The organism is Streptococcus entericus DSM 14446 (assembly GCF_000380025.1).
Classification (GTDB): Bacteria; Bacillota; Bacilli; order Lactobacillales; family Streptococcaceae; genus Streptococcus; species Streptococcus entericus.
The window spans coordinates 20,203-36,802 of record NZ_KB904162.1 but is presented as its reverse complement, the minus strand read 5'-3'; the positions used below and the strand labels follow the sequence as shown (position 1 = coordinate 36,802).

The following is a 16,600-nucleotide window of genomic DNA, read 5'->3' as shown; positions in this document are numbered from 1 at the left end:
TGCCTTACTCACATCAATCCCGAAAACTGCACGCATGATACTACCTCTTTGTCTTGAATGATTCCTTGTTTTAGAGATGTCATTTTCAATACTCGACGTCTAGCGTCCCACATACTTTGATAACATTCTTTCTAAAACAGGTGTCTTGCCAGTTTTTGTTGCGACGTCTAGCGTCAAAAAGCCCCACGACTTAACAAGACACCTCTACTTTATCATCTTGAGAATGAAAAAAGTAGTGAGTACTCTCTCCCGTCGGAGATTTCCTCACTACTAATCTTAGTATGTTTTTGTTGCTCTGAAATGTGGGAAAATCTCATTTATTCAAGGTTAAACTGAAAAAGTAGATAATATGTTGCTTGAGGTGTGGGTTGCCACCTAAAAAATGATTAGACGATTCGGTTTTAGCCGTGAAAAAGTCCCTAGAAGATGACAGTTCTAGGGACTTTAGTGTTTGACAAGCTAATGCTAGTCGACTTTAGAGGGGTGTTCTGTGGTATCAATGTCTTGAAGGGTAAAAAAATCGTCTATATCAACTGCTTGAGAATTGACAAGATAGCCATCATAAATCCGATGGGTTCCATCCTCACTGTTGATGTCAACTGCAAGCATGATGGTCTCTATTGAACCAGCCTCTTTTTCCAGTTCAAGGTGTTTCCAAAAAACAGAGACCTCTCCTTTATCGAGTTTGGTAGGAAATGATGCAAGCAAGGTTTTACCTTCAAACCAAGGGTAGCTGGAATAAATTTCAACGGTTACTTGCTCGCCATTTTGGAAAAGGTCAAGAGTATAATGGTCGAAACTGGATGTTTTAATGGGGTGTTTTGCATCAAACAGATGGAGTCTCCTAACAGTCCTAGCAATTGCTGCTGTGTTCAAAATAGAAATCACTATGCTAGATATGACTAAAGCGAGGAGAACTTTTTTCTCATGATACTTACTTTCATGGACTGTAGTACTGGTGTTAGTGAGCGGATCTATAGAGAGTAATAAGGTTAATCAGAGGTTATCGATGATATATTGGACAAAGTGATTCCAGATAATCTTTAGAAGGTTAGTCCTTGCGACCTCATTTTCGGCGATGAGGGACATACTTGGTAAGTCTGCAAGATACCCTTTTCCAACCAGTTTTTTATCATCAAAGACTACTTGCCCGACCACTTGTCCCTCTTTGATGGGGGCGTAGTTTGTTTTATCGGGAAAGACAGCCTTTAACTGAACGTTGTCAACAGTATCTGGAGTTGTGACGACATAAAAATCATCTTGCGTAACGGCAGAAACCTTATCCACGACACCGTCTAAGACAGGTGCAGGCGTGTCTTTATAGCTAGTGCTGGCTGGCAAGACCTTTTGCAAATGGAACTGCTCAGCAATTTGATTCAAAAAATCATGAGCAACCAGGAAGCGCTTATCGCTATCCTCACGACCACCATCAACGTCCAAAAAGATGCTCAGAACCTGCATGCGGTTCTCGTAGGAGAGACTAATCAGACCAGACCCTGCGTCTGTCGATGTTCCCGTTATTAGACCGTAAGTGTCAAGGCGAGCATAAGGCATATTTTCCAGCAGGTAGTTGTAAGTCGGAATTGGTTCGCCACCAAAATTACCCTGAGTGGCTTCAGATAGTTCTAAGACCTCTGGGAAATCATTGATGAGACGATAGCTGATGATGGCTAGATCTCGAGCAGACAGCTGATTTTCAGCGTCTTCAGGACTGTTTTCTAAACGGTAGTCTCCCAGATAACGGTTGTTTACCCCTGAGGCATTGACCAATGAGTGTTTCTTAATGCCCCAGTTATCCAAGAGGCGTCGCATTTCCTCGACGGCTTCTTGCTCACTGCCTGCGACGTGCTCAGCCAGAGCAACAGAGGCAGAACTTGAGGCAGAGATGAGGCTAGCTTTGGTAAGATCTTTCACGCTGTACTGCGGATGGGTAAAGGTGACATTTGGGATATCTGGCTCTTGGGTTAATTGCAGAGCATAGTCATTGATGGTCACCTTATCGTCCCAGTTGATTCGCTTTGCCTTAACAGCATCATAAACGAGGTAGAGAGTTAGCAAGCGACTAAGATTACCGACAGGGACTTTTTGATCAGCATTCTTTTCGTAGAGGATTTTTCCTGTGCGAACCTCAACTGCCATTCCAGCCTTTGCTGGAAGTTCAATGGTTGAGGCAAAGGCTAGGGGCGGTATGACTAGGCTAACGAGTAGAACTAAACCAACCAAATATTTTTTCATTGCGCAGGCTCCTTGTGTGCGATGTTTTCTCTATTATAACACATCTCGAAGAAATAAGAATTCGATAGGTGTATCTTCTATACCGCACAAAGCGATGTGACATTACCTGACATAAAAGGTGCTAAAACAGCCAAAAAATCGGAGAAAGTCAGAAAAAGCTCAAAAAAATCTTAAAAGAAATGCGAAATTTTCAGAATAATCACTTGCATTAAGATTTTTTTATGGTATAATGGAGAACATAAACCCAAAACTTGGCTGTTTATAAAAAGAAAAAATTGAGGTAAATCCTATGAAGAAAAGCAGAATTCTTGCCCTTGGTGGTGTGACCTTGTTATCTGCGGCTGTTTTGGCAGCTTGTGGTAATGGTTCATCAAGCAGCTCATCAGCTCCAACAACCTATACTTACGCTTATAATAGCGACCCTGAGTCATTGAACTATCTTTTGGTGAACAAGAACTCAACTGGAGATATTATTGGTAACGTTGTAGATGGTCTCTTAGAAAATGATGAGTACGGTAACTTTGTACCATCACTTGCTGAAGACTGGACAGTTTCTCAAGATGGTTTGACTTATACCTACACTCTTCGTGATGATGCCAAGTGGTTTACTGTTGAAGGCGAAGAATACGCTAATGTGACTGCCGAAGATTTTGTAACTGGTTTGAAATATGCTGCCGATCATTCAGGTGATGCAGAAGCTCTCTACCTCGTTCAAAACTCTATCGCAGGATTGGATGCCTACGTTAAAGGTGAAACAAAAGACTTCTCAACTGTTGGCATCAAAGCCATTGATGAGAAAACTGTTCAATACACTTTGACACAGCCAGAGCCTTACTGGAACTCTAAATTGACCATGGGTATTCTCTTCCCAGTTAATGCAGAATTCTTGGAAAGTAAAGGCGACGACTTCGGTTCAGCTGACCCAAGCAGCATCCTTTACAGCGGACCATACTTGATTTCTGCAATGACAGCTAAGTCATCACTTGAATACACGAAAAACCCTAACTATTGGGATGCTGATAAAGTAGCTATCGAAAACATCAAGTTGACTTACACTGATGGTTCAGATATGTCAACCTTTATCGATCAATTTGAAAAAGGTGTGTTTACCGCAGCAACTATCTTGCCAAACGCATCTAACTACTCTTCAGTAAAAGAGAAGTTTGCAGACAACATCGTCTATGGTCAGCAAAATGGTACGATTTACTACGGCGCTATCAACGTTAACCGTACCAGCTACAATCATACAGCAAAAACAACTGACGCAGAGAAAGAATCTACCAAGAAAGCTCTCTTAAACAAAGACTTCCGTCAAGCTCTTAACTTTGCGATCAGCCGTGCCAACTACCACGCTCAAGCAGCTGGTGAAGATGCCAAAACTAAAGGTATCCGTAACATGTTGACTGCACCAACTTTTGTAAACGTTGGTGAGCAAACTTACGGGGAGATCTTTGCTGAAAAGATGGCGGCTCATAGCTCAGAGTGGAAAGACGTTGACTTCTCAGACGCTCAGGACGGTCTTTACAACCCAGAGAAAGCAAAAGCTGAGTTTGACAAAGCTAAGAAGGAATTGGAAGCTCAAGGAGTAACCTTCCCAATCCGTATCGATATCCCAGCTCTTCAAACATCTGATTTGATGATGAGCCGTGTTGGATCTATCAAAGAATCAATCGAGTCAACGCTTGGTGCTGAGAATGTCCAAATCGACATCTTGCCAATGGACGAAGATCCGTTGTATGCAGCAACTTACTATGCACAAAATGCCTCACAAGAAGACTACGATATCTCAACTGTATCTGGTTGGGGACCTGACTTCCAAGACCCATCAACTTTCCTTGACGTCTTTAACCCAGAAAAAGGTGAAAACTTGAAGATTATTGGTGTTGATGCTGGCTCAAACCCAGAAATCGTGAAAACACTTGGTCTTGAGAAATTGAACCAACAGTTGACTGATGCGGCAAAAGAAACATCTGATGTGGCAGCACGCTACAGCAAGTACGCAGAAGCAGAAGCAACTCTTGCCGATGCCTCAGTACTCTTGCCGATTATCTCAGCTGGTGGTCGCCCGTCTGTAAGCAAACATGTACCTTTTACTAATTCATTCTCATGGACAGGTATCAAAGGTTCAGAATCATACAAATACCTGAAATTGCAAGAGAATGCAGTGACAGCAAAAGAATACGAAGCGGCTCGTGAGAAATGGTTGAAAGAGAAAGCAGAATCAAATGCGAAAGCTCAAGAAGACCTCGCGAAACACGTTAAATAAGAAGAAACTTTAACCCTAAAGAACTTCCGCTAATCACCTAGAGGAAGTTCTTTTGGGATTTGGAGGATAGCATGAAGAAATATATTTTCAGTCGATTATTGAGATCTTTGGTCTCCTTATTTGCCATCACCACATTGACTTATGTGTTGATTTTCACGATGGTGCCTAGGACAAAGATTTTTAATAATGACCCAAACTACACCAAAATGGCTGCCCAGCCTGATAAAAAGGTCAACTATGAAAATGGTGTTTACGAGAGAATGGGGTACATCAACTATTGGACATCAAAAGAGTTGTTGGACAAAGCAAACGATTTTGATCCATCAGTCACTGGTGAAGTGAATGACACCAATAAAAAAATCTATGAGGATTACATTGCTTCTCTTGGCAATGGCTGGACTCTTCACCAGTTTCCAGAGAGCGGGGCATTTTATGCCACACGTGAAATCCCCATGTTTTCACGTGTTCTCAATTTCTTCACCAATTTAATCGAAATTGATCACCCATGGCGTATTAAAGATGCCAAAAATCCTGATTTAGAACGTTATTTGCGTTTTGAAAATGACCCATCAGCTGGTTTTGCCTTGGTTGGTTCAGGAACTAAGCATAAATATCTGCTGTATTTTAATGGACAGTTTCCGTTTATTCATCAGAATTTTGTCAAGTTAAACCTTGGTGTATCTTATCCAACCTTCAGCAAGGTTCCTGTTCTTCAAGTTATCACTCAAACCCAAGGGAAAAAGCTCTTAAAAGAAGTGACTTTCCCAAATGGAACGAAGCGATCTAGCTCCATTGACATCTATAGCCGGACTTATCAGACACCAAGTAGTGTGGATAAGAAAACGGCTGCTCTATTTGGTGAGGGTGATGCCTACACCAAAACTCAAAACTTGCAGACTGACCCATCAATGATTGCCAACTCTGCGCTCATTGGGATATTTGGCGTGATGATTTCTTATCTGATTGCATTACCGTTAGGCTATTTCATGGCTCAGCACTCTGGGAAGTTGTTTGACTCGATTTCATCTGGGACATTGACCTTCCTCATTGCTATCCCATCTATTGCCTTCATCTACGTTTTCCGTTTCTTGGGTTCTTTGACAGGCCTTCCTGATTTGTTCCCAACTTACGGGGCACAAGATATTCGTTCGTATATCTTACCTGCTTTGGTTCTAGGTTTCTTGGGCTCACTTAGTCTAGGTTTGTGGACACGTCGTTATCTGGTTGACCAAAAACTGAGCGATTACGTTCGTTTTGCGCGTGCTAAAGGTCTCAATGAGAAAGAAATCATGACACGACACATTTTCAAAAATGCGATGGTTCCGATTGTTGCGGGTATTCCAGGTGCTATTTTGGGTGTTATCGTGGGTGCAACCTTTACGGAAACCGTATTTGCTTTCCCTGGTATGGGTAAAATGCTCATTGATGCCATCAAAGCAAACAATATCAACATGGTTGTTGGGTTGAACTTTATCTTCTCAGCCCTTTCCATTTTAGCTGTATTCTTGGGTGACTTACTCATGACAGTTCTTGACCCACGTATCAAATTATCAACTAAAGGAGGAGGCAAATAATGTCAACGATTAATCAATCAAAATTTCAATTTGTTCAGCGTGATGATTTTGCCTCTGAGGTTATTGATACGCCGAGCTATTCCTACTGGCAGTCTGTTTTCCGTCAATTTTGGAAAAAACGCTCTAGTATTGTGATGGTAAGCATTTTAACACTCATCCTTCTCATCAGTTTCTTATACCCTTTGTTTTCAGATTATGATTACAATGATGTCAGCAAAATCAATGATTTCTCCAGACGTTTTATCTGGCCTAATGGTGAGTTCTGGTTTGGTACGGATAAAAATGGTCACTCGCTCTTTGATGCTGTTTGGTTTGGTGCGAGAAACTCCATCCTCATTTCCATCATTGCAACGACGATTAACCTCGTTATTGGTGTTATCGTTGGTGGTATTTGGGGTGTGTCAAAAGGTTTTGACCGTGTGATGATTGAAATCTACAACATTATTTCAAACATCCCAAGCTTCTTGATTGTCATTGTCTTGAGTTATGCGCTGGGAACAGGTTTCTGGAACCTTATCTTTGCCATGACCATGACTGGTTGGATGGGCGTGGCCTACAGTATCCGTGTGCAAGTGATGCGCTACCGTGATTTGGAATACAACTTAGCCAGTCAAACGCTTGGAACGCCGACTGTCAAGATGGTTATCAAAAACATCTTGCCACAGTTAATCTCAGTGATTGTGACCCAGTTGTCGCAAATGTTGCCGGGTTATATTTCTTATGAAGCTTTCTTGTCAGCTTTCCAAATTGGACTTCCAATCACAGTACCAAGTTTAGGACGCTTGATTTCAAACTACTCAGTTAACGTCACCACAAACTGGTATTTATTCTGGATTCCTCTGACTATTTTGGTGTTAGTGTCTATTTCACTCTACCTGAGCGGTCAGAACCTTGCAGATGCTAGTGACCCACGTTCACATAGATAGGAGTTTATATGACAGAACAAAAAAATGTAATATTAACTGCCAAAGATGTGGTGGTGGAATTTGATGTCCGTGACCGCGTGTTGACGGCCATTCGCGGCGTGTCTGTCGATGTGACAGAAGGTGAGGTGCTGGCACTTGTTGGTGAATCTGGCTCTGGAAAATCTGTACTCACGCGAGTGTTCACCGGTATGTTAGAGTCAAACGGTCGAGTGGCTAGCGGTAGCGTGATGTACCGTGGTCAAGAGTTAACTGAGCTGAAGACCAATGACGATTGGCAGGCTATCCGTGGTGCAAAAATTGCAACCATTTTCCAAGACCCGATGACCAGCCTTAACCCGATTTTGACGATTGGTAAGCAGATCACAGAAGTGATTATCAAGCACCAAGGGGTTTCGCCAACCGAAGCTAAGGCTATGGCTATTGACTATATGGTCAAGGTTGGTATCCCTGATCCTGAACGTCGCTTTGATGAGTACCCATTCCAGTATTCTGGAGGGATGCGTCAGCGGATCGTTATTGCTATTGCCTTGGCTTGTAAACCAGATATTCTTATCTGTGATGAGCCGACAACGGCGCTTGATGTGACCATTCAAGCTCAGATTATTGCTCTTCTGAAAACCTTGCAACGTGAGTATAACTTTACCACTATCTTTATCACCCATGACTTAGGTGTGGTGGCGTCGATTGCTGACAAGGTAGCGGTGATGTATGCTGGGGAAATCATCGAGTTTGGTACGGTTGAGGAGATTTTCTATGATCCACGTCACCCGTACACTTGGAGCTTATTGTCTAGCTTGCCACAGTTGGGTGCTGCTGGCGAAGAGTTGTTCTCTATTCCGGGGACACCGCCATCTCTTTATGCGCAATTGAAAGGTGATGCCTTTGCTCTTCGCTCTGACTATGCCATGCAGATTGATTTTGAAGAGCACCCACCGGCTTTCCAAGTTACGGATACTCATTGGGCTAAGACATGGCTCTTGCATCCAGATGCACCTAAGGTTGAGAAACCAGCCATCATTCAAAACTTGCATGACAAAATCAGCGCCAAACTGGCTGGAAAGGGGTAGGAAATGACTGAAAAATTAGTTGAGATTAAAGACTTAGAAATTTCCTTTGGCGAGGGCAAAAAGAAATTTGTTGCCGTTAAGAATGCCAACTTCTTTATCAACAAAGGTGAAACCTTCTCTCTTGTTGGCGAATCTGGTTCAGGTAAGACAACTATTGGTCGCGCCATTATTGGTCTTAATGAAACCAGCAAGGGTGATATTGTATTCAACGGGGATAAGATTAACGGGAAATTGCCTGCGGATAAGCGTCGTGAGGTCATTCGTAAAATTCAGATGATCTTCCAAGACCCTGCAGCTAGCCTTAACGACCGTGCGACTGTCGATTACATCATTTCTGAAGGTCTTTACAACTTTAACCTCTTCGAAAATGAAGAGGATCGCAAGAACAAAGTGCGTGAGATGATTACGGCAGTTGGTCTCTTGCCTGAGCATTTAACTCGCTATCCTCATGAATTCTCAGGTGGACAACGCCAGCGGATTGGTATCGCACGCGCCTTGGTCATGCACCCTGAGTTGGTTATCGCTGATGAGCCGATTTCAGCCCTTGATGTGTCTGTCCGTGCTCAGGTGCTTAACCTCCTCAAGAAGTTGCAAAACGAGCTTGGGTTGACCTATCTCTTTGTTGCTCATGACCTGTCTGTGGTGCGCTTTATCTCAGACCGTATCGCGGTTATCCACAAGGGGGTTATCGTTGAGGTGGCGGAGACAGAAGAGTTGTTCAATAACCCAATCCATCCCTACACTCAGTCACTTTTGTCTGCCGTGCCGATTCCAGATCCAATCTTGGAACGCCAGAAGGAATTGATTGTCTACAATCCAGATACGCATGACTATTCGGTTGATAAGCCTGAAATGGTAGAAATCAAGCCGGGTCACTATGTCTGGGGGAACAAGGCAGAGATTGCTGATTACCGCCGCAAGCACCTCTGATTTTTAAATAACCTAAAATAAAAAAACCACCCGAAGGATAGAGGACATCTATCAAAACGGGTGGTTTTTTCTGTGGCATTAACAGACGAGGGCACAACTAGGGCTGGCATGATGTCATGCTGCTGCCTCTAGTTTTATGGGAAGGTATTCAAGGTGCTTCAGACTGGACTTAGAAAACGCATCATGTCAGATATTTGCTTGCCTGACATGATGCGTTTTGATGGTTTGGAAGGATTTTCCTCGCTCTTTTGTTTACTGGGGTGTCTAAGGCTGTGAAACGGTGCCTCGGAGACAATCAACTTAGCTTTGACCTAATAGGGCTGAATAAGCCATAATCTGCTCAACAGTCTCGTCTAGGAAGGCGATGGTGTCGCGCAACGGTTTATCTGTAGAAATATCAGCACCAATAATCAGGGCGGAGTCGAGTGGTGTTTGGCTACCCCCTGATTTGAGCAAGTCCAACCATTGCTTGGCACCATTTGGATTGTTTTTGATATTGAGGTAGCCAGCGGTTGAAATGACAAGTCCAGCTGAATAAGTATAGCTGTACAAGCCCATGTAGTAGTGGCTTTGACGCATCCAGGTGAGCGCAGCGTCATCGTCAATGTCAATAGCATCTCCCCAGAACTGGCTTAGGACCTCTTTCATGATGGCATTCAGCTGTTCTGCCCCGAACGTCTTGCCCTCTTCAATCAAGGTGTAAACTCGGCGTTGGAAAGCCGCCTCAAGAAGATGGGTGATAAAGTTATGGAAGTAAGTGTCAGTTAGGCGGTGAGCAAGGGCGAAGCGTTTCTGCCGAGGATCGTCTAGTTGATTCTCCAAATAATCGCTGAGCAACAGCTCGTTAAGCGTCGATGGGGCTTCGACAAAGTAAGTTGACATATGAGCGTTAAAGTAACTTTGGTGGTTATCTGAGAAGATAAACTGACCAGCGTGACCGATTTCGTGAATCAGGGTGTAGACATCACTCATCCGACCAGTCCAACTCATCAGGATATAAGGATGGACACGGTAAGGGTCGTTGGCGTAACCTCCAGATTCTTTACCAGTATTGGCAGCAAAGTCAACCCAGCGTTCTTCTTGATAACGAGTGATTTCGCGGGTGTATTCTTCTGTCAAAGGAGCGCAGGCTTTCATGACCAAATCGTAGGCGTCGTCGATAGACACCTCAGGGTTGAGGGCGCTATCAAGGTCGAGTTTCCAATCTGCAAAGGTCATCTTCTCTAAACCATTAACCTTAGCGACATGTTTGAGGTATTTTTGTGCTACCGGCCCAAAGTCATTCATAATCAGGTCAATCTGGCGGTCAAACAGTTGACGATCAACTTCCTGGCCAGCTAGCAGGTAATCAAAGACACTGTCATAGCCACGCATATCTGCCACGAGTTTTTCGGATTTTACTTGAGCAAGATAGGCAGCAGCAGCAGCATGTTGGTGCTTGCGAAGACCCTCTGAGAAGGATCGGAAGGCTTTTTCACGCACCTCGGCATTGTCATGGTTCTGATAAAAGTTTTCATAAAGCACAAAACCGTTCTCATAGGTTTTCCCATCAACCTCGAAACTTTCCATAGCATAGTCGCCTGCCCGCATCTTCGTATAGATGTCGTGAGGGGCGCCAAACACCTCGCGCAGATTGGCTAGTGCCTTTTCCACTTCAGGGGTTAGAGCATGTTTTTTCTGGAGTTTTGCTTGGCGAATGGCTGAGCTGAACTGAGGGTTTTTCTCTAGCTCGTCTAGGACTGACAGCTCAGCGGACATAAGGGCTGTATCAAAGAAGGATAAGGCAACCCGTGCCTTGGTCATGAACTCGCCCCCTGCTGCTGCAAGTTGAGCGAACTCTTCTTCCCCATAATCCGTTGTCTGAGGCATGAAGGCATAAGCGCTGATATGGCTGATGGCGATATAAATCTGCTCCAGTTCCATCAGAGCAGCGGTGAACTCGTCAACCGTTTGCAAGTGTTGATGGTTGCGGCTAAAGAGGCTGATGTCCTCTAAGGTCTTTTCCATCGCATTTAGAAAATCTTCGCGGTCTTTGTAGAGAGCGGTTAAGTCCCAGAGTTCATTTTCTGGAAATTCTGAACGGGCACGTTGTTTCATTTGTGTTGTCTCCTTTATCGTTAGTCATTGACTATTATAGCAAAAAATCCATCATTTCCCCAGTTCTACTCTTTTTCCTAAAAATATGGTAAAATGAAAAGACTTAGTGGCAAGCTCTGCCATGTCCAAAACCAAGAAAGTGAGGCGACGGATGACCATCAAAAAACTCGAAAGTAATAACAATAAGGCTGCTGTTCAGGAGGAAGTCGCCATCTTGCAGCAACTGCTGGAGGATGTGACACGCCGAATGATTGGTGATGAGCAGTTTGAGGTGATTGAACGCCTGACAGACTTGTCTCGCCGGCAAGCCTACCAAGGTTTGGAGGCTGAGGTGGCTAGTTTGGACACCCAACAGATGGAAATTGTGTCCCGTTATTTTTCGATTTTGCCCTTACTGATCAATATCTCAGAGGATGTCGACTTAGCTTATGAGGTCAATTACCAAAATAATACCAATCAGGATTATCTGGGGAAACTGTCGCTGACTTTGGACGCTGTTGCCTCAGACCATGATGCCAAACGGATTTTAGAGCAGGTCAATGTTGTTCCGGTTTTAACAGCACATCCAACTCAGGTACAGCGTCGTACCATGCTGGGGTTGACCAATCAGATTCATCTCTTATTACGAAAATATCGCGATGTCAAAGCAGGTTTGGTCAACCAAGACAAGTGGCTAGCTGACCTTCGTCGCCATATCGAGCTGATCATGCAGTCGGACATTATCCGAGAGAAAAAGCTCAAGGTTAAAAACGAAATCAGCAATGTAACGGAGTACTACAACCAATCCTTGATTCAAGCCATCACTAGTCTGGTGGGGCAGTACAAGGCACTGGCAGCTGATAGAGGCATTGAACTGGATAACCCTAAGCCGATCACGATGGGGATGTGGATTGGCGGGGATCGTGATGGCAATCCGTTTGTGACAGCTGATACGCTTCGCTTGTCTGCCACAACACAAGCTGAGGTGATTTTAAGCTATTATTTGGACAAAATCGCTAGCCTTTACAAAATTTTCTCACTGTCAACGAACTACGTGGGGGCTTCTGCCGCCTTGCAGGCCATGGCAGAGCTGTCAACAGACTCATCAGAGTTCCGTGAAAAAGAACTTTACCGTCGTGCCTTGACCTATATTGAGAAAAAGTTGGTCAATACTCTTGCTTACTTGTTAGACCAGGGAGAGGAGTCGCCGCGTTATGAGACGTCTGATGCCTTTCAGCGAGACTTAGTGATTTTGAAAGAATCGCTGCAGGCTCACGGGGGAGGAACCCTTGTAGACGGTGACTTTTCAGAACTTTTGCAGGCTGTGGAGATTTTTGGCTTTTATCTCGCCTCCATCGATATGCGTCAAGACTCATCAATCAATGAAGCATGCGTAGCAGAGCTGCTCCGCTCGGCCAATATCGAGGCAGACTATACCGCTCTGTCAGAGGAGGATAAATGTCGGGTCTTGCTTTATCAGTTGGAACACGACCCGCGTCTGTTGTCTGCGACCAATCAAGAAAAGTCTGACCTACTCATTTCGGAACTAGCCATCTACCAAACAGCTCGCGAGCTCAAAGATAAGATGGGTGAGGACATTATTAAACAACACATCATTTCGCACTCAGAAAGCGTCTCGGATTTGCTAGAACTTGCTGTGCTGTTAAAAGAAGTTGGTTTGGTCGATAAGGCTTTTGCCCGTATTCAGATTGTACCGCTGTTTGAAACCATCGAGGATTTGGACAATGCTGGCGACATCATGCGACGTTACCTGTCCCTAGATGTGGCTAAGACTTGGATTGCAGGGAACAAGGGCTATCAAGAAATCATGTTGGGCTACTCTGATTCTAACAAGGATGGTGGCTATCTTGCTTCAGGTTGGACGCTCTACAAGGCGCAAAATGAACTGACTCAAATTGGAGATGCTCACGGTGTTGCTATCACCTTCTTCCACGGTCGCGGTGGAACCGTTGGTCGCGGCGGTGGACCATCCTATGATGCCATCACCTCACAGCCCTTTGGGTCGATAAAAGATCGTATTCGGGTCACTGAGCAAGGTGAAGTGATCGGCAATAAGTACGGCAATAAAGACACTGCCTACTACAATCTGGAAATGTTACTGTCCGCGACCTTGAACCGTATGGTGACGCAGATGATTACGGATGAAACACAGATTGATAATTACCGTGATACGATGGACGAGATTGTGACAGACAGTTACGATAGCTATCGTGATTTGGTGTTTGGACATGAGCATTTTTACGAGTATTTCTTTGCGGCTAGTCCGATTCGTGAGGTTTCAAGCCTCAATATCGGGTCTCGTCCTGCGGCGCGTAAGACCATCACTGATATTTCTGGCTTGCGTGCTATTCCTTGGGTCTTTTCTTGGTCACAGAACCGCGTCATGTTGCCAGGTTGGTATGGGGTTGGTTCTAGCTTTAAACACTTTATTGATAAAGACCCTAGCCATCTGTCTAAACTGCAAGACATGTATCAAAAATGGCCCTTCTTTAACTCACTGTTGTCAAATGTTGACATGGTTTTATCCAAATCCAACATGAACATCGCCTTCCAGTATGCTCAGATGTGCGAGTCTCCTGAGGTGCGTGAGGTCTTCAATCTGATTTTGGACGAGTGGCAGTTGACCAAGGACATGATTTTAGCGATTGAGCAGCATGAGGAATTGTTGGAAGATTTGCCGTTCCTAAAAGCCAGTTTAGACTACCGCCTCCCTTACTTCAATGTCCTCAATTATGTCCAAATTGAATTGATTAAACGTCTCCGACGAGGGGAGTTGGACGAGACAGCGCTCAAGCAGATCCATACGACCATCAATGGCATTGCGACAGGGCTTAGAAACTCAGGCTAAACAATTTTCTCTTAGCAAGTCCTATTTTTCTCTCGTGATGGTTTAGCGAACCGTTTTCAGTATAATTTCTTCTTTTTCTGCTAAAAAGGCTTACTATTTGGCACAATTTTTGCTATACTAGGTATTGTGAAAAAAATGATAAAGAAAACGAGGGCTGTAATATGGCAGAACATCAGGATACACTGATTTATAACATTGACAAAAGCATTAAGAAAAAGGCTGATTTGATTGAGACCAATTTCTGGGCCTACGCCGTTCGTGCGATCATGGCAAGTGTTTACTTGGCAATTGGTCTAGCCATTTCAGCTTATACAGCGGACAAGCTCAATCATATTGTTGACGGTCTCGGGAAATTTAGCTATTCTTTGATGTTTGGCTGGTGCTTGGTGATGATTCTTTATATGAATGCGGAGTTAGGGACATCCAACATGATGTACATGACCTCAGCAGTCCATCGTAAGGTGATTCCATTCAAAACGGCCCTCAAAATTCTAGCTACCTGTATCTTCTTTAACTTTGTTGGTGCGGTGATTATCACTTTTCTGTTGTCTTTCACCACACCATTTCAAGCTGGTCATGTAGAAGCAGACAGTTACCTGATTGAGGCAGCTGTGGCCAAGTTGGCAAAAACTCCCCTGACCCAGTTTGTAGAAGGTGTTTTCGCCAATATCGTTGTTAATATTGCTGTTTTCGTTTCTATGCGAATGAAGGACGACGCAGGACGTGTGATTGCTCTGATTTTTATTATCTTTATCTTTGCCTTCTTAGGCTACGAGCACGTGATCGCAAACTTCTCACTCTTCTCCTTAGCCTTCTTCTCCTTCGGAAGTGGTATTGAGGGGATGACTGTCCTTAGTGTCTTATCTAACTTCCTCTTTGCAGCTCTGGGCAACTATGTCGGCGGAGGAATCTTAATCGGTCTCCTGTATAGCTGGTTGAGTAATAAATCAAAACTTTATGTTGACTAAAAAAATTCAGCGAGTCAATCGCTGAATTTTCATTTTGTTTTCATGATGTCCTGAAATCGTTGTAAGCGCGACGCTTCATCGGCATAGTCGACAGGATAGGGATAGGTTTTTGCCAGTTTAGTAAACTGCTCTAAGGCCTGCTCCGCTTTTTTATCATCGCCATCAACTAAGGAATGGTAGGCATAGGCAAAGACGGCGGCCATCGGCTGGGACTTGCTCAGAGCGCCAATCAGCTTCCAGTCCTCTTTGTCAAAAGGAATACTTGTGGTCTGCTGGCAAAGCAATTCCAGATAGCTCAGCGTGATTTTCCCTAGAACCCGATAAATCTGACTGAGCGGCTGTTGGTCAATAGCCAAGCTGTCCAGATAATTTCGTGCTTCTTCAAACTGTTCCATAGCCATCAGGCGATTGACCCAGTTCAGGCTGGCGCTAAAAATGATGGGATTTGTGATGTCTTCTTTTTCTGGGATGAGAAAGAGATCTTTTGGCATGTCCTGATAGGGCACGCCTTGTGTCATCTGGGCATGAACGGCTAGTTGAGCATAAAAGTAGAGCGAGCCTAGTGGGTGCTTGGCAATCGAGTAGATGTTATAGCCATCGTTAGGAAACGTCTTGCCCAGTGGGATCAAGTTTGTCAGGGCACCGATTAACCCAAAGAAAGCTAGCGTGTCCCAAAGTAGAGCAAATTGAGGAATGAAATAAGTCAGACCATAGCAGAGCGGCAAGGTGATGAGGTTGGCCAAGCCTCCACCGAGATTAGAGAGGACGTAGGGGATTTTGCCCTCAACAGGCTGGGGCGGTATCATCAAAGCCTGCCCAGCAGTTCCAGCGAGACTATGGCGAAAGAGTTTTAGTTTGCCATCAACACGCTGCCAGTGGAGATTGAGCAGACGATAACTGAGGAACCGATAACCCGTTAGCCAGCCAAAAAAGACATGCCCAGCCTCATGAATGGCAATTTGTAAGATACCAGCCAGTAAAAAGCAAATGATTGTTAGTGGCAATAGTAGCCATCCTTGACTGGCAGGGACATCAATGGTCTGAAGGCTTGTCGATAAAAAGCTTGAAATCAGCCAGCCACCGACAAATCCTAAGCCCATAAAGCTAATAAATGCGAGTATTGATTTTAATAGTTTCATTATTTTTTCCTTAATTGATGAGGCAATCAGATGACTAAAGCGATGTTGTCGCCACCTCTGCCAAGACGAGCTGAACAGCCTCCTCTAAACTTAGGTTTTGTGGGAGCAGGGTTTCAGGTATCTGAGTGAGGTAGTCCTTGTCGACCCACCAGCGGCGAAGGGCTTCTTCACCAAATTCAGCTGCTTTGGCTCGGGTCTGATGCCTGCGGAGAGTCTCCTCAAAGGGTAAATCGTAGTAATAAGCGTGGAGTTGGTCAGAAAACTGCTCAGCTATCTTATCAAAGACTGGTGCATACCAGTCGGAACGAAATATCCCCTCGATGATAATGGTGTCACAAAGTGTTTTGCCTGTGTCCAGTAAGCTCATGAGGAGTGGGATAGTCGGCGTGTTTGTGCCGTCCTTGGCATTTAGCATAGTGCGGCGAAGGAGATCTTGAGAGAGGAGCAGGGTATTTTCGCCCAGTTGCTGTTGGAGGACGGTTGCCAGCGTGGTTTTTCCACTACCAGCGTTGCCTCGAATGAGGATAAGAGTGGTCATTAGATTATCCTT

The 16,600-nt window shown here is 44.4% G+C and carries 12 protein-coding genes; 7 read left to right on the top strand and 5 right to left on the bottom strand.

Going from position 1 to position 16,600, the window contains the following annotated elements:
• Nucleotides 1–465: 465 nt before the first annotated feature.
• On the bottom strand, nt 466–888 hold the full coding sequence (locus tag A3GW_RS0104375; RefSeq protein ID WP_149036266.1) for a hypothetical protein: 423 nt from the start codon (nt 886–888) through the stop codon (nt 466–468).
• Nucleotides 889–996: 108 nt separating this feature from the next.
• On the bottom strand, nt 997–2,235 hold the full coding sequence (locus A3GW_RS0104370; protein ID WP_018368101.1) for a serine hydrolase: 1,239 nt from the start codon (nt 2,233–2,235) through the stop codon (nt 997–999).
• A 289-nt stretch (nt 2,236–2,524) separates the two neighbouring features.
• Between A3GW_RS0104370 and A3GW_RS0104365 the strand changes: the two genes are divergently transcribed.
• The 5 genes from A3GW_RS0104365 (at nt 2,525) to A3GW_RS0104345 (ending at nt 8,998) form a co-directional block, all read left to right on the top strand.
• Complete coding sequence (locus A3GW_RS0104365; RefSeq protein WP_018368100.1) at nt 2,525–4,501, top strand: peptide ABC transporter substrate-binding protein; 1,977 nt, start codon at nt 2,525–2,527, stop codon at nt 4,499–4,501.
• Nucleotides 4,502–4,572: 71 nt separating this feature from the next.
• Complete coding sequence (locus tag A3GW_RS0104360; protein WP_018368099.1) at nt 4,573–6,075, top strand: ABC transporter permease; 1,503 nt, start codon at nt 4,573–4,575, stop codon at nt 6,073–6,075.
• A complete protein-coding gene (oppC, locus tag A3GW_RS0104355; RefSeq protein WP_018368098.1) occupies nt 6,075–7,001 on the top strand; it encodes an oligopeptide ABC transporter permease OppC in 927 nt (308 codons plus the stop codon). Before A3GW_RS0104360 ends, oppC begins: the two co-directional genes overlap by 1 nt.
• 8 nt (nt 7,002–7,009) lie before the next feature.
• Nucleotides 7,010–8,068, top strand: coding sequence for an ABC transporter ATP-binding protein (locus tag A3GW_RS0104350; protein ID WP_018368097.1), 1,059 nt, complete (start codon nt 7,010–7,012; stop codon nt 8,066–8,068).
• Between the two features lie 3 nt (nt 8,069–8,071).
• Entirely contained in the window at nt 8,072–8,998 is a 927-nt protein-coding gene (locus A3GW_RS0104345; RefSeq protein WP_018368096.1) for an ATP-binding cassette domain-containing protein, read from the top strand.
• A gap of 300 nt (nt 8,999–9,298) precedes the next feature.
• Here A3GW_RS0104345 and pepF read toward each other — a convergent pair whose 3' ends face one another.
• On the bottom strand, nt 9,299–11,095 hold the full coding sequence (pepF, locus tag A3GW_RS0104340; protein WP_018368095.1) for an oligoendopeptidase F: 1,797 nt from the start codon (nt 11,093–11,095) through the stop codon (nt 9,299–9,301).
• Between the two features lie 151 nt (nt 11,096–11,246).
• On the opposite strand from pepF, the gene ppc reads away from it, so the two are divergent.
• On the top strand, nt 11,247–13,943 hold the full coding sequence (gene ppc / locus A3GW_RS0104335; RefSeq protein WP_018368094.1) for a phosphoenolpyruvate carboxylase: 2,697 nt from the start codon (nt 11,247–11,249) through the stop codon (nt 13,941–13,943).
• Between the two features lie 161 nt (nt 13,944–14,104).
• Nucleotides 14,105–14,911: a formate/nitrite transporter family protein gene (locus A3GW_RS0104330; protein WP_018368093.1), complete on the top strand. Its 807-nt coding sequence runs from the start codon at nt 14,105–14,107 to the stop codon at nt 14,909–14,911.
• A gap of 29 nt (nt 14,912–14,940) precedes the next feature.
• Here the strand turns inward: A3GW_RS0104330 and A3GW_RS0104325 are convergent, their stop codons facing one another.
• Both A3GW_RS0104325 and A3GW_RS0104320 read right to left on the bottom strand, forming a co-directional pair.
• The gene (locus tag A3GW_RS0104325; protein WP_018368092.1) at nt 14,941–16,050 is read right to left on the bottom strand and encodes a zinc metalloprotease; all 1,110 of its coding nucleotides are present in this window, start codon (nt 16,048–16,050) and stop codon (nt 14,941–14,943) included.
• 34 nt (nt 16,051–16,084) lie between these two features.
• On the bottom strand, nt 16,085–16,588 hold the full coding sequence (locus A3GW_RS0104320) for a kinase (protein WP_018368091.1): 504 nt from the start codon (nt 16,586–16,588) through the stop codon (nt 16,085–16,087).
• Nucleotides 16,589–16,600 lie beyond the last annotated feature (12 nt).